Annotated in this window: 17 protein-coding genes; 11 read left to right on the forward strand and 6 right to left on the reverse strand. The window is 50.6% G+C overall.

Annotated elements, in window-relative coordinates; genetic code table 11:
• Positions 1-110: 110 nt before the first annotated feature.
• Entirely contained in the window at positions 111-863 is a 753-nt protein-coding gene (purC, locus tag AACT35_RS07345) for a phosphoribosylaminoimidazolesuccinocarboxamide synthase (protein WP_065709975.1), read from the reverse strand.
• A gap of 127 nt (positions 864-990) precedes the next feature.
• Between purC and coaD the strand changes: the two genes are divergently transcribed.
• Both coaD and AACT35_RS07355 read left to right on the forward strand, forming a co-directional pair.
• Positions 991-1,527: a pantetheine-phosphate adenylyltransferase gene (coaD, locus tag AACT35_RS07350; protein WP_012305950.1), complete on the forward strand. Its 537-nt coding sequence runs from the start codon at positions 991-993 to the stop codon at positions 1,525-1,527.
• Positions 1,452-2,165, forward strand: a complete 714-nt coding sequence (locus AACT35_RS07355) for a DivIVA domain-containing protein (protein WP_143596810.1) — start codon at positions 1,452-1,454, stop codon at positions 2,163-2,165. The genes coaD and AACT35_RS07355 overlap by 76 nt, the downstream gene beginning before the upstream one ends.
• On the opposite strand, the gene AACT35_RS07360 is transcribed toward AACT35_RS07355, so the two are convergent.
• Positions 2,147-3,292 (reverse strand): Gfo/Idh/MocA family protein, encoded by a 1,146-nt coding sequence (locus tag AACT35_RS07360; RefSeq protein WP_099240281.1) that lies wholly within the window; start codon positions 3,290-3,292, stop codon positions 2,147-2,149. The genes AACT35_RS07355 and AACT35_RS07360 overlap by 19 nt on opposite strands.
• 73 nt (positions 3,293-3,365) lie before the next feature.
• Positions 3,366-4,499, reverse strand: a complete 1,134-nt coding sequence (locus AACT35_RS07365; RefSeq protein ID WP_099240283.1) for an extracellular solute-binding protein — start codon at positions 4,497-4,499, stop codon at positions 3,366-3,368.
• 222 nt (positions 4,500-4,721) lie between these two features.
• Here AACT35_RS07365 and AACT35_RS07370 point away from each other — a divergent pair, with 222 nt between their 5' ends.
• Entirely contained in the window at positions 4,722-5,108 is a 387-nt protein-coding gene (locus AACT35_RS07370) for a hypothetical protein (protein ID WP_065715818.1), read from the forward strand.
• A gap of 54 nt (positions 5,109-5,162) precedes the next feature.
• Here AACT35_RS07370 and lspA read toward each other — a convergent pair whose 3' ends face one another.
• The 3 genes from lspA to bioB are packed head-to-tail and all read right to left on the reverse strand — an operon-like array spanning position 5,163 to position 7,459.
• Positions 5,163-5,669, reverse strand: a complete 507-nt coding sequence (lspA, locus tag AACT35_RS07375) for a signal peptidase II (protein ID WP_099240285.1) — start codon at positions 5,667-5,669, stop codon at positions 5,163-5,165.
• Positions 5,670-5,725: 56 nt separating this feature from the next.
• Positions 5,726-6,340, reverse strand: coding sequence for a biotin transporter BioY (locus tag AACT35_RS07380; RefSeq protein ID WP_223209852.1), 615 nt, complete (start codon positions 6,338-6,340; stop codon positions 5,726-5,728).
• Between the two features lie 30 nt (positions 6,341-6,370).
• On the reverse strand, positions 6,371-7,459 hold the full coding sequence (gene bioB, locus AACT35_RS07385; protein ID WP_099240457.1) for a biotin synthase BioB: 1,089 nt from the start codon (positions 7,457-7,459) through the stop codon (positions 6,371-6,373).
• Between the two features lie 218 nt (positions 7,460-7,677).
• Between bioB and AACT35_RS07390 the strand changes: the two genes are divergently transcribed.
• From AACT35_RS07390 to nadB, 8 genes are all read left to right on the forward strand, one after another.
• On the forward strand, positions 7,678-8,415 hold the full coding sequence (locus AACT35_RS07390) for an SDR family oxidoreductase (protein WP_012305942.1): 738 nt from the start codon (positions 7,678-7,680) through the stop codon (positions 8,413-8,415).
• Positions 8,408-8,770 carry a dihydroneopterin aldolase gene (gene folB / locus AACT35_RS07395; RefSeq protein WP_012305941.1) on the forward strand — a complete coding sequence of 121 codons (363 nt, stop codon included), beginning with the start codon at positions 8,408-8,410 and terminating at the stop codon, positions 8,768-8,770. Before AACT35_RS07390 ends, folB begins: the two co-directional genes overlap by 8 nt.
• 5 nt (positions 8,771-8,775) lie before the next feature.
• Positions 8,776-9,327 carry a 2-amino-4-hydroxy-6-hydroxymethyldihydropteridine diphosphokinase gene (gene folK, locus AACT35_RS07400; RefSeq protein WP_099240289.1) on the forward strand — a complete coding sequence of 184 codons (552 nt, stop codon included), beginning with the start codon at positions 8,776-8,778 and terminating at the stop codon, positions 9,325-9,327.
• Between the two features lie 125 nt (positions 9,328-9,452).
• Positions 9,453-9,932, forward strand: coding sequence for a DUF4079 domain-containing protein (locus tag AACT35_RS07405; RefSeq protein WP_062431953.1), 480 nt, complete (start codon positions 9,453-9,455; stop codon positions 9,930-9,932).
• Between the two features lie 443 nt (positions 9,933-10,375).
• Positions 10,376-10,696: a hypothetical protein gene (locus tag AACT35_RS07410; protein WP_012305938.1), complete on the forward strand. Its 321-nt coding sequence runs from the start codon at positions 10,376-10,378 to the stop codon at positions 10,694-10,696.
• Between the two features lie 50 nt (positions 10,697-10,746).
• The gene (locus tag AACT35_RS07415) at positions 10,747-11,568 is read left to right on the forward strand and encodes a ChaB family protein (RefSeq protein WP_084448940.1); all 822 of its coding nucleotides are present in this window, start codon (positions 10,747-10,749) and stop codon (positions 11,566-11,568) included.
• A gap of 194 nt (positions 11,569-11,762) precedes the next feature.
• Complete coding sequence (locus tag AACT35_RS07420; RefSeq protein ID WP_012305936.1) at positions 11,763-12,254, forward strand: Dps family protein; 492 nt, start codon at positions 11,763-11,765, stop codon at positions 12,252-12,254.
• Positions 12,255-12,578: 324 nt separating this feature from the next.
• The gene (gene nadB / locus AACT35_RS07425) at positions 12,579-14,252 is read left to right on the forward strand and encodes an L-aspartate oxidase (RefSeq protein ID WP_099240291.1); all 1,674 of its coding nucleotides are present in this window, start codon (positions 12,579-12,581) and stop codon (positions 14,250-14,252) included.
• Positions 14,253-14,268: the final 16 nt, after the last annotated feature.

A 14,268-nucleotide genomic window follows, 5' to 3' on the forward strand; every position in this document is an offset into this window, starting at 1 on the left:
GGCCAACATGAGTAATTTACTCTGCTGGATTGTACCAGAGTCGAAGACGGGGAAGCGTTGCTTATGTTTCCATGTCTAGACCCCGTAATTTAGCCTTGGGTCGGGAAAATTTAGGCGAGGGATTGCAATTGCTGCACCTGGGCCAAGACCCTAGCCTGGACAGTTTGATAAGCGTTTTCGATGTTACCGAGGTCTTGACGGAAGCGGTCTTTATCCATCACCCGCAGGTTGGGGTCTGTTTCGGTTTGATCCCACAGGCGGCAGGTGTCGGGACTAATTTCGTCGGCCAAAAGAATTGTGCCTGTTTTGTCGGTGCCAAACTCGATTTTAAAATCCACCAGGGTAATCTGACAGCGCTCAAAAAAGCCTTGCATCAGACCATTGATCCGCAGGGCATAGTTCTGGAGTTGGGCCAGTTGCTCGGCGGTGACGATCTGAAGCAGCATAAGGCGATCGCGGGTTAGGAGCGGATCACCGAGGTCATCGTCCTTGAGATAAAACTCCACGAGGGGTTGGGGGAGAACTGTGCCCTGGGCCAAACCCGTTTGTTTACAAAGACTACCCGCCGCAATATTGCGCACAACCACTTCTACCGGCAGAATTTCAACTGCTTTAACGAGCATTTCATCGGCTTTGGTTTGTTCGATAAAGTGGGTCGGAATACCCTGGGTTTCCAGCCATTGGAGGAGGGCAGCGGCAATGGTGCAGTTCATTTCTCCTTTGCCCTGGATGGTGCCTTTTTTCTGGGCATTGAAGGCGGTGGCGTCATCTTTGAAGTAAGTGAGGAGAACATCAGGGTCGGCGGTGCTGTAGAGAATTTTTGCCTTACCTTCGTATTTTTTTTCCGGGTGGTGCTCGCTCATAAGCTGGTTAAAATCGTGGATAAAATCATTCTCCATTGTAGGGGCTGATGTCCCTGGGTTTGCCTAGGGGCTTGGGGAAACAATATGTCACAATAAAGCCGATCTCTTCTGTGTGGCGCTGTATTTTGTGATTGCTATTTATCCTGGAAGCTTTGATCCGATCACCCTGGGTCATCTCGATATCATTGAACGGGGCGATCGCCTCTTTGAAAAAGTAATCGTGGCGGTGCTGTGCAATCCCAGTAAATCGCCGATTTTTAGCCTCGAAAAGCGCGTGGCCCAGATTCGCCGCTGTACCCAACATTTACCTAACGTGGAAGTGGCGAGTTTCACAGGTTTAACCACCGACTACGCGCGGCAACGTAATGCGGGTGTATTACTACGAGGACTACGGGTGCTATCCGACTTCGAGAAGGAGCTACAGATGGCGCATACAAATAAGACGCTTTGGGATAATATCGAGACAGTATTCCTGGCGACCTCCAACGAATATAGTTTTCTCAGCAGCAGCGTCGTCAAAGAAATTGCTAAATTTGGTGGTTCCGTTGATCACCTCGTTCCTGACAATGTCGCTGAAGATCTTTATCAATGGTACAAAGTTCATCCTCCCCAGGTAAGCCCACCGACAATAATGCCAACTCCCCAACCCTTTATCGAGGGGTAGACTTGAATGTGCAGGAACAGCTCACCCATTTAGAAGAAGTAATTTTTGAAGGCTTTCAAATTCCCCTCACGGGACTAACCCTCGTTAAAGACAACGATGTTTTAGACCAGCTCGATGCGGTACGGGCCAGTGTTCCTGAAATTATTGAGCGGGCCGTCGAAGTGCTCCAATACAAGCAACACCTCGTTGAACAGGCCGAAGCCGATGCGGATCGGATTGTCACCAGCGCCAAGCAGCAGGCCGCCCAATACTTAGACGAGATGGCCCTCACCCGGCAAGCTGAGCAACAGGCGGCCCAATTACGCTACACCACAGAGCAGGAATGCCAAGCCCTCCGCCAAAGTACCCTCGCCGATCTAGAGGCCTTTCGGCAGCAGGTGTCCCAGGAAGTGCAGCAAATGAAAAACCAGGCGATCGCCGAGGCCCAGGCCATCCAACAAGACGCGGATCAATATGCCCACAGTCTCCTCGGACGCCTTGAGGTGAATCTCCGGGAGCAACTAGAAATTGTTCAAAACGGACGGCGACAACTCCAACCGCCACCATCCTCGAATAATGGGTTAGCCCCCCAGGCGACTGGCCAAAATCCCCAGGGACGGCGTACTTCTCCCCAACCGCGTCAGCCTAGATCGAGATAGGTATCGAGATCCGGCACCGTTAACCAACGGCCTTGGGTATGGGCCTGGTGGGTTAAATCCATTAGCAACTGAGAATAGACCCCTTCCCGGAGCGTTGGGGCGATCGCCACTGGATCTGCGGGAATCCTTTGATTTTGTTGGCAGCGGTCGATGGCTTTGACCCAATGATCGACAACTCGAATAAAGGGCGCAAGGCGTCCATCGGCAAAGGTTTGGGGAAATTCAAGGCGCTCTGGAATGGCCACAGGTTGCAGTGCTTCACCCGCCTGGCCCGCCTGGAGCGTAAAACCATGGACATAATCCTTGAGGTTGCTACTCCCCAAAACCAGGGAACCGCGATCGCCATAGACTTCGAGCCAGTGGCCCCGACCGTGGTGACTGACGGAGGTGATATTGATTTGACAGGGCGTACCGTCGGCCAGTTCTAGCATGATCAAGCAGGTGTCATCGGCATCGACGGGTTTAAGGCGATCGCCATCCTTGGGGTCGGGTCGCTCTTTAATGGCGCAACTGAGATGACCCGCCAAACGTTTCACGGGGCCAAACAACCAATGGACATAATCAAAGGCATGGGAACCCACTGCCCCCAAAGCGCCACCCCCTTGATCCTTGCGGGCATACCAATTCCAAGGTCGGTCTGGGTTGGCTCGACTGGTCACTAACCAGTTGATCGTAATCAGGCGTTTTTCCCCAACAAAACCCTGTTGTAGATATTCCGCGAGACATTGCCAAGCAGGGACAAAGCGAAATTCAAAGTCCGGGGTCACAACTAGATTTTTTTGGGCTGCCAGATGGTAAAGCTCCCGCGCCTCAGCCCCATTCAGGGTCATGGGTTTTTCTAAGAGGACGTGTTTCCCGGCCAGGAGGGCTTGTTTGGCCATTTCATAATGCAAAAAAGGGGGCGTCGAAATGGCAACGGCGGCAACGGCAGGATTTTCTAGAAGCTCATTAAAGTCGCTGGCACTTTCGGCAATTTGATGGGCAGCGGCGATCGCCTGGGCTTTATCCGGATCGCGATGGTAAATCGAGACCACTTCAGTACGATGGTGGTGTTGGAGGCCGGGAATGTGAATTTTTTGGCCAAAACCGGTACCGGCGATCGCCACCCCAATGGTGTCGTGGGTCATGGGAACTCCTCAATCGATGATCTTCCTCCGCATTATCCAGAACAGCGGTGGGCAAAATCAAAATTTTTCTGGCCTAGCCCTGGCGCACTGCCTGCCAAACCTGTTGATACTGGGCCGTCGCGTCGGGGTCTAACATCTCGATAATTTCACTGGCCCGGAAGGTGTTTTGATCGAGGTAAATTAACGGATTATCAGTGATGGCAGGGTCTAAATTGGTCGCCGCATAAATTAGTGGAGAGGCCCCGTGACTACTGCGGGAAATCTGCTGAATCGCCGCCGGTTCCCAACAAAAATCTAACCAAGTTTTTAGGGTGCTAAAAGGAGTTTGACTGCGTTGGGGCTGCACCCACAGATCACACCAGAGGGCCGTACCACTGGCGGGAATCACTGCCCCTAAATTGCGGTAGCGTTGCAGGAGCGGCAAAATATCTTGGGACCACCCCTGGGCAATCCAGGTGTCGCCCATGTTGAGGGGCTGGAGATAGTGGGTGGAACTATAGAATTTGACCTGGCGGTGGAGGGTTTGGAAATCGCTCTCTAAATTGGCGATCGCCTCCGGGGCGGTTTCGTTGTAGGATTTCCCTTGTTTTTTCAGCAAAAGCCCCAACACTTCCCGCGATTGGTTCAGCAGAGAAATTTTTCCCTGTAATTCTGGCCGCCATAGATCCGCCCAATCCGTCGGTGTCCACCCCAGGTTTTTCAACTTATCCTTGCGGTAGACCAGCATCGTCGTGCCCCAGCGGTAAGGCTGTCCCCACAGTTGCCCTTGGGGGTCGATCTCGCCCTGGACATTGCGGCGCAAAAACCGTTGCCAAGGTTCCCCCAACTCTTCCCACCGCGTTAGTTCCTCCAGAGATAACGGTTGAACAAATCCCAAGGCGATCGCCTGTTGATACCAACCATGGCCCAGGGTCAGCAAATCCGGCACCGCTGCCGAGCGATTGAGGAAATTTTCAGACGTCTCCGGTATCCTCATGGCCGCATCCTGCAGCACTACAAATAATTCTTGGAGCTGTTCTAGGGGTTTGAGATCTAAGCTGACCGTTTGCCCTTGGTTTTGCCGAAACAATGTCAACAGTTGTGGCGAGATTGACCCCCGTAATGTATTGATTTGTAAAGTTGTCTCCGAGGTTCGTTGACACCCTCCCAAACACCCAGCGAGGGCATAGAGTGCGGAAATAGTCAAAAAATGGCGGCGATTGGGCATAAATCTAAATGTCGTTTCCCCTGGGAAATATCTTTTCAAAAAATAGCAAATTTAGCCTTTAATCAAGTTCAACCTTGGCCAGGACAATTGCAACTTTATCCTTGGAGAGGCAAGGTTTTCTTAAGGTTTTCTAAGAGAATCTTAAATATATCAGGATAAATATTCACAGCCTTGGGGTTGGTACTAGCATGGGACAAAGACCCGACTTTAGGCTGACAAAATATGAGTGTTCAAGGCTATATCAACGAGTTGAAACATCAGCTTGATCTGTTGTATCAAACCGTCGAACAAATGCAGCAGGGGCTAGGCCCAACGGGACAATCCTTGTCGGAAGCAGATTTGATGGCAATGGTTCCCAAAATTGATCCAGCGGTCTTTGGCTTAGATTTTCGGGTCGGGGGAGAATCCTTTCACCACAAAGATGTTTTATTTGATGAAACCCTAGGCTTAGAAGGGCGTTCCATGGACGAGAAGCAAATGAGCCCGGAATGGCAGATCAAGCGACTAACGGCCCAGTTGACGGTGGCCTACAAACGTATTGCCCAATTAGAGGAGCAGTTGCTCTCGCAGCAAAACGAACACAATGGCAGTGAATATATCTATTCTTGATATTTTCTGAGAATCTATAACGGCGATCGCTCCACCCTCCAGATTATTAAAAGATTACTTAGAGTTAGGGGGCGATTCTGTTTGGGCGAGGCGGTAGGAAAACCATAAATTGAGCAATAAACAGGCGATGCCAATGTTGATACAGACATCGGCAATGTTAAACACGGGGAAATTAATCAGGCGAAAGTCGAGAAAATCGACCACATAGCCAAATAAAAAGCGATCGACGCCATTGCCCATCGCCCCCGCAAGAATAAATCCGTAGCCACTTTGTTCCCAGAGCGTTTGGCGATCGCCAAACCAAGCCAAGGCCATCAAACCCACACTGACTCCCAAGGACAACCACCGGAGCCAATGCACCCCATCGGTAAAGATACTGAAGGCAGCCCCAGTGTTTTGCACATAGGTGAAGTGGAAGATATTCGGCCAGAGGGCAAAGGTATCACCCACCTCCGGCAAGGTCTGGAGCACAATGGTTTTTGTGAGTTGATCGAGGACTAATCCGAAGAAGGCAACAAGCCAAAACCAGCGATTTTTCAGTAAATCTTGGCGCAGATCCATGGAGAGAGAGTTTCCGTTTCGCTAAAAAGAAAGAATATCAAGCCCAATACTTTGGCCTAATAGAACAAAATCCGTCGTACCCCATAGGCCAACACGGCCACACCACAGACTAGCATTAACTGACTCGGAAAGGGAGTCACACTATAGAGGGCGATCGCCTGGAGCAAACTCAGTTCCGTCGCCTGTAATTTTTCCAGGAGGGTCAGCCCCACCAGATAAAGAATGCCACAACTATGGAGAGCGATCAGACCACAAAAAGCACTGAGGGCGAGGGCTTCTAAACTCAGCACATACCGAAAGGCAAGCCAACCACAAATGCCCGCCGCTGGGATAAAGCCAAGAATGTAACCAAAGGTGGGTTCTGTCAGATATCCCAGTTTTCCCCCTTGGGAGAACACCGGCAACCAAAACAAGCCGATCAGAATATAGGCAATCTGGGCGATAATCCCCGCATTTTTGCCCCCCAAACAGCCCGTGAGGAGAACGGCAGCCACTTGACAGTAAATCCCCAAAGACTGAGTTTGTAGTCCCGCCGTTGACCAGTCCCAAGGGAGATTGAGCCGATGGGCCTCGATGAAGGTGCCCCCAATCGTCAGGGATACACCGATCAATGCCCACAGGAGTTGGTTAAACCAGTTCGGGCCAGTGGTGGCAGTTTGCTTTGGGGACAAGGATCTGGGGAGGGCTTTCGCTTTCAAGGGTTATTGGGCGGCGGAATATTGGCCAGGAATCGGTGCTTCACCCCCTTGTAAGCCAAGGGATTCGAGCATTGCTTGATCCTGTTCAGGGGGTTGGCCCATGGTGGTGAGGTAGTGGCCAATGAGCATCGCGTTAATGCCTGCCTTCAGGCCGAGGTGTTGCAGTTCACCCATCACTGCTTCGCGACCGCCAGCATAGCGGATAATTTGTTCGGGCAGGATGAACCGGAAGATTGCCATGCACTTGAGGGCTTCGTAGACATCGAGGCGGTCATTGCTTCCGAGGGGAGTTCCCTGACGGGGATTGAGGAGATTCAAAGGCACAGATTCGACTTCGAGATCCCGCAGGGCGATCGCCAAATCAACCCGGTCTTCCCAACTTTCACCGAGGCCCATGATGCCACCACTGCACGCCTGAATGCCTGCTGCTTTGAGATTTTTGATGGTTTCGACCCGGTCTTGCCAACTGTGGGTGGTGACGATATCGGGGAAGAAATTTTCCGAAGCTTCGAGGTTGTGGTTGTAGCGGGTAACGCCGGCATCCCGGAGCTGTTGGGCTTGTTCTGGGGTGACTTCGCCGAGGGCGCAACAGGGCTTGATCGCTGTTTCTGCCTGGATACGGCGCACGGTTTCTAAAATTTGCTCAAATTCAGTATCCCTGGGGCTGTTGTACTTAATGCCCCGGCCTTGGCTGACGAGACAAAAACGTTTCGCCCCAGCGGCTTCGGCTGCTTTGGCCTGTTCAATAATTTCTTCGGCGGTTTTGAGGCCATACACAGGGGAATCTTCGCCGGGGTGGTGGGCGGACTGGGAACAGAAACTACAGTTTTCGGAACAGCTCCCGGATTTCACATTCACAATGCTGCAGAGGTCAACGGTATTACCACAGCATTCATGCCGGATCAGATCCGCAGCGGCACAGAGTTTGAGGATATTTTCGGGGCCAGTGATGGCGGTGAGACGGAGAGCTTCGGTACGGGTGAGGCGATCGCCATTGATAATCCGCTGCGCCCAGTCATTTAACCAAGCTTCGAGGGCCGGGCCATTGGGAATTGCAGTGGTGGGGGCGGGGGTTTGCGGGGTGGGCTTGATCGGTACTTGAACCACGTTGACCTTCTCTCTCTTTCACTAAAAAAGTATTCCAAATTTTATCATTCCCGTTTCCCTGGCTTAAAGGTTCTCTGTACATCTGTTACATCTTCAGGCAGTGGTGGCAGATCTTTCGGTTGGTACGCATCATCCGGGTCACGCTTGCTTTCTCCAGAAAGAATAGGTTAACTTCTATGGGTTTTAATTGCCGAACGGGAACCATGAGTCAACAAACCGCTTTAATCACAGGGGGGGCAAAACGCATCGGTGCGGCGATCGCCCGGACCCTCGCCCAGGAAGGAATCAATCTCATCCTCCATTACCGCTCTTCCCAAGCCGAGGTAGAACAACTGGCCGAAGAACTTTCAGCTTTGCCAATTTCGGTGGATATTGTGGCGGCGGATCTGCTCCAGCGGGACAGTGTGGAGGCGATGATCGAGACGGTGAAAGCGAAAACGCCCCAACTAGACATCTTGATTAATAATGCCTCGATGTTTAATAAGGAAAGTTTGTTTGCCCTGAGTCCAGAAAATCTCTGGGACAATATTCAAGTTCACGCCCTGCACCCTTTTTTGTTGACGAAAGCGTTCTTTTCTAAAGAATCTAGCCACGGGAATGTGATTAATTTCCTTGATACGCGTATCTACGGCTATGACCATGAGCACGTGCCCTATCACCTGAGCAAAAAGATGCTCCATAGTTTCACGAAGATGTTAGCATTTGAGCTTGCCCCCAATGTTCGTGTCAATGCGATCGCCCCAGGCCCCATCTTGCCACCAGTCAATGCGGAGGGAGATGAGCGGGTGCAAGCCGTGATTGCAAAAACCCCCCTGGGACGGTTTGGTGATCCACGCAATATTACCCAGACGGTACTGTTTTATTTAAAAAATGACTTCATCACTGGCCAAGTCATTTGTGTTGATGGTGGGTTTCACCTAGGAGAAAATTTCTATGTCTAAAAGCCTCGATAAAATTTACATTCGTGACCTGCTGTTGCGCTGCATTATCGGCATTTTTCCGGAAGAACGCACCAAAAAACAGGATGTGGTGATCAATGTGGTGATGCACGCGGATCTCACCAAAGCGGGCCAAACCGACAGTATCGATGACACCGTTGATTACAAACGAATCACCAAGGCAATTTTGGCCGCCATTGAGCCTTCTAGCTACAATTTGATCGAAAAAATGGCCCAGGTCGTCGCTGATATTTGCTTTACCGATGCCCTTGTCGAAAAGGTAGAAGTCACCATTGATAAACCCGGCGCCCTCCGTTTTGCCAAGGCTTCGGCGGTTACAATCTACCGGGAGCGTTAAAAGCCATGGCCCAGAATCGTGTCTACCTCAGCGTCGCCTCGAATATTCAACCGGAAGCCAATATCTTGCAAGCGATGACGGAATTAAAGCAGTTCTGTCAGCTCAAAGCGGTCTCGCGGTGTTTTGTGACGGACGCGATTCCGGCCCCAGGCCAAGCCCCCACCAAGGATTTGCCCTATTACATTAACTGTGTTGCCTTTGTCGAAACAGCGTACGAGGCGACAGCATTTAAGTTTGATATTTTGCGATCGCTCGAAACAAAGCTCGGCAGAGTCCGCACCGCCGATAAATATGCTCCCCGCACCCTAGATCTCGATATTTTGCTCTTTAATGACGCGGTGATCCAGGCGGAAAATTTGGTCATTCCAGATCCAGATATTAAAAAACGTTGGTTCCTCACCCAGGGCATCCTCGATATCAACCCAGACCTTTCCCTCCCCGATGATGCCCAGCCGCTCCGGGTTTATCTGCAGCCCCTCTTGGATGATTTGGCAGCCACCAACCAGACCTTCACCGAAGACCAAACGCTCCGGGAAAAAATTTTGGCGATCGCCTAACGGTCACTCCATCCAACCATTTGTGATCCATTGGCCATATTTCCTCTCGCCGAAAGTCGTGGGCGGTTTAACGAATCCTCTAAGATAGAGAACGCAAACTTTTTAAGAAAATTTTTAGAAATAACATGGGTGAGTTCATTCGTCCTTATCTAGAACCAATTGCCGCTTGGTTCAACACTTTACCGATCCCAGAAATCGTTACCCACTGGGGGCATCCCTTGATGATGGGCATTGTCATCGTGGCCGTCGGTGGTTCTGCCGCCGTTAAGGGTTGGCAGATTCGCCGTAGTGAAGATGTCAGCGACAAAAACGAGAGCGCCTACTGGCACAAAAAAGCAGCGCTCTGGCTCACAACCTTTATCAGCCTGGGTTGGACAGGGGGTGTTCTTTCTCTAGTCATGCAGGGAGAGCCAATTTTTGAAAGTCCCCACTTCTGGACAGGCACGATCGCCATTGGGATGTTGATGGCCAACGGTGCGCTATCGATCACAAAATTCCTCGGCAAAGATTCCCTGCGCACGGTGCATGCCTATGTGGGGTCGGCGGCGATCGCTCTCCTTGTGGTCCATGCTGCCCTCGGCATTAATCTCGGTTTATCCTTCTAAATCAACAGCTTAAATTTTACGCCTAAAAAGAAAATTTCTGGGGGGTCGTCATCCGGGCGGCCTCTTTTTTATTGTATCCGCCCAGATATTTAGTGGCAGCTTGCTAAAATTATATGGGAGCAAAATTAAACAATAAAAGATTATGGTTAAAGTCTTTTTTGAGCAATTCAGAAAGACTTTAAAAAAACGGTTCGGTTTAGGTTCGGGAAACCGAATAAATATTGCAAAAACAATACCTTTGAAATTTGAAACCCTTGATAAATAAGCGTTTCAGAAGCGATCTATGTCTATCGATAGATGTACTCAGTCGGAATATTTTATAATATTAAAGGTGTAGTCAAGCAAAAACGAATTCGATTTCAAAACAAAATTTTGAACTTTGAATCTGACCCGTGCTTGATTTTTTGAAGAACACATCAACAAGGAGGTTTAAGCCTTACTTTATGGCTAACCAACTAAATAAAACCCTAGAACAAAACGCAGAAAATCAAAAACGCTATAAAGAGAAAGTCAAAGCGCAGATTGATAAAATCGACGCCCGCATTGATGAGTTCCGTGCCAAAGTTGATCAAGCAGAGGCAGACGGCAAACTCAAATACCAAAATATGCTCGAAGAGCTAACCGCCAAGCGGGATGCTGCCCAACAGAAATTCGACGAACTTCAGAATGCCAGCGAATCAGCCTGGGATGACTTGCAGAAGGGCTTTGAAAGTGCTTGGCAAGAGTTAGACCAATCCTTCCAGAAAGCTGTCAACAACTTCTAATCCTCTGTCTCACCACGCAACACGAACAAGAGACAATAGGAGGATAATCCATGACTACGGCAACCCTTGATCAGAACCAAAACAATCAACAAACGGCTGATCTTCAGACCAAAGTACCCTGTACTGTTTCCGCGATCTTTGAGGATCGCCAACAGGCAAACAAAGTACTAAGGCAGTTGCTCGATATGGGGGTGAAACGAGAAGACATCTCCATCATCGGTAAGAATCTGCAGTCAGAAACCCAAATCACTGGTTTCTTCGGTCGGGCAGATTTCATTAAAGAAGGTCTGCAGTCCGGCGCAATCTACGGTGCCCTCTTCGGAACCCTATTTAGTGCCCTGAGTGGCTTCGGTGTCCTATTTGTTCCTTTCATTGGTACGGTGGTCGCGGGTGGCCCCATCGGTGCGGCCCTCCTCGGCGCAACTAGCGGGGCGATCGCCGGTGGTGCAGGTGTCGGACTCATCTCTGCCCTCGTTAGCCTCGGCATGCCCAAAGAAAAGGCAGCCATCTACGAAACGAAGATTAAAGCAGGTGGCTTGATGCTGACCGCCGAAACAAGTCAGGGTACTGCCACAGAATTAGAAAGTCTCTTCCAGGCGGAAGGCGGGACAGACATTCTCTCCTGTAAAGACTTCTTGCTCTCCCGCTTTGATACTGGAAAAGTCAGCTCAACCGAGGATTTGCCGGAGTCTGTGCGCTCACGCCTTGCTGATGCGGCCCAAGAAACCTTTGTCGAGGTTTACAACCAGGTCTACACAGAGAAGCAAAATCAACACGTCGCTGCCTACCGCGCTTGGATGCGGGTCGAAGATGAATACGAACAGAACAGCCAGGGCATCTGGGCAAAACCCAAAACCCTACAACAGGCCTAGGTTAAACCTTGACTCACAGTGAGCACGCTGAAGCATTTAAGAACCATGAATTCTAAAAAACCTTAAAGCAGAGTTTGTCCTAGAACACAACTCTGTTTAGCCCAGGGGTCGGAGCGAATGACTTCACCCTGTTAACCGGGCTTCTCTAACCCATTTACCAAATCCCTTTAACAACACTAGGAGGAAAATATTTTATGGCTACGACTTTACAAGCCCCCACCACTGGTACAACGACCCAAAACCAAGAGGCATCCTTAACGATCGCCCAATCTCTGTCCCACATTCTGGCAGATACCTATTTGCTTTACCTAAAGACCCAGAATTTCCACTGGAACGTCCAAGGGAATCTGTTCTACGGTATTCACAACCTACTTGAAGAGCAGTATCAAGCCTTGGCGATCGCCGTAGATGACATTGCCGAACGTATCCGGGTCTTAGGCTTATCCGCCCCTGGTTCCTTCCATCAGTTCCTAGAATTGAGTTCTCTCAAGGAGGCCAGTGGTTTAGCCAGCGCCGAAGAAATGATCGCCGAGCTATCGAATGACCACATCACCCTGACCGAGAAGCTGAAGGGCGTCCTGCAACAGGCAGAACAAAACCACGATGTTTCTACAGTAGAACTCCTCAGTGGCCGGATCCGCGATCATGAGAAACAAGCTTGGATGCTCAGTAGCATTGTGCGATAAATCGAAACTTTCACTGAAAATTTGTTGATTTCGGTTAATTTTGCCCATGATATTCATCTACTGCGGCTATAGCTTCAAGTTATTTTCCCAATGGCTAACTTACCGTTAGTTTCAGCCAGGAAAATTTCCCAACACCCCGAAAAAAAAGCAAGTCCCTTCGTTCTGGGGGGATTTTTTTTGTGAATTCAATGGCAGAAATGTTTTTCTTTTGCGCCATCGCCTTGAAATCAACCAGGCGTCATGGGTAGTCAAGGACAACTCACAGTTCGCCGCGGTTTAAAGCTATAGTGATTAGAATTTATTGCCCACCCACTGCCCAAAGGAATGACCAGCGTGACCAATTTGCCGACTCAATTTGATGTTGTTGTCATTGGGAGTGGCGCAGCGGGCTTGTATGCAGCCTTGTCCTTGCCGAGTCATTTACAGGTGGGTCTCATCACAAAGGCAAAGCTACGCACTGGATCGAGTAAGTGGGCCCAGGGCGGGATTGCGGCGGCGATCGCCCCGATGGATTCCCCAGAATTACATTTCCAAGACACCCTCAAGGCGGGGGCGGGCCTGTGTGATCCTGAGGCTGTTGAGTTTTTAGTTAACCATGCGAAGGAAGCTATTGATCATCTGGTGGCCATGGGGGTCGCCTTTGACCGTAGGGATGGGGAACTGGCGATGACCCTGGAGGCCGCCCATTCCCGCCCCCGGGTGTTACATTCTGCCGACACTACCGGCAAAGCGATCATCACCACCTTGATCGAGCAGGTGGTTGAACGTCCGAACATTCACATTGTTTCCCAGGCCTTCGCCCTCCAACTCTGGCGCAATGAAACGGGCCGATGCCAAGGGGTCAGTGTTTTATTTGATCATCACATCCAATGGATTGCCGCAGGAGCCGTAATTTTAGCGACAGGCGGTGGCGGCCAAATTTTCGCTCAAACCACAAATCCCACTGTCAGCACCGGGGATGGGGTGGCCCTGGCTTGGCGAGCAGCGGCCCAGTTGCGGGATCTCGAATTTTTTCAATTTCATCCCACGGCCTTAACGAAACCGAATGCGCCTCATTTTTTGATTAGTGAGGCGGTACGGGGTGAAGGGGCGCACTTATTGGGGTTTAATGGTGATCGCTTTGCCTTTGACTACCATCCAGACGGTGAACTCGCCCCCCGTGATGTGGTCAGTCGCGCTATTTTTAGCTACCTAGCCGAAAATGCTGGCGATCCGGCCAATGCCCATGTTTACCTCGACTTGAGTGTGATCCCCGCCGAAAAAATCCGCCGTCGCTTCCCGAACATTATTCGGATGTGTGCCGAGTGGGGGGTGGATGTTTTTACGGAGCCGATTCCTGTGGCCCCCGCCGCCCACTATTGGATGGGAGGGATTACCACCAATACAGACTGTGAAACCTCGATTCCAGGGCTCTATGCCATTGGCGAAACCGCAAGTACAGGCGTCCATGGGGCGAACCGTCTCGCGAGTAACTCCTTGCTAGAATGTCTGGTTTTTGCGGCACAACTGCGGGATCTCCAGCCAAAACCATCGACCCTAGCGGTACAAGATCCTGAGATCCAGACCATCACCGCAAGCTGGAAAAAATTATCCGTTAAAGTGCAAACGATCCGGGCCGATCTCCCCCTATTGCTCTGGCAAAGCGCTGGTATTTGTCGAGAACAAAAAATTTTACAAGAGGCGATCACTCAGGTAAGCACCTGGCAAAAACAACTCCAGCAAATGCCCCTAGCACAATTTCTAAAAGGCCATCCCCCACAGCAAATTCATCTAAGCCACCCCGATGCCGAGGCGCAAATTCGTCTCTACGCAGAAACCTGTAATCTCACCGATGTTGCCCTCTTGATCCTCAAGAGTGCCCTCTGGCGTACCGAAAGCCGTGGTGGGCACTATCGCACTGACTATCCCAACGCTGAAGTCCCTTGGCAAGTGCATACGTTAGTTGAAGGGGAAACGTTGCAACGTTCTGCACCGTCGCGCCTGGGGTCGTTACGTTGATAAACCTGTAGCGAGT

This window comes from Synechococcus sp. BDU 130192, assembly GCF_963876085.1.
GTDB lineage: Bacteria > Cyanobacteriota > Cyanobacteriia > Cyanobacteriales > MRBY01 > MRBY01.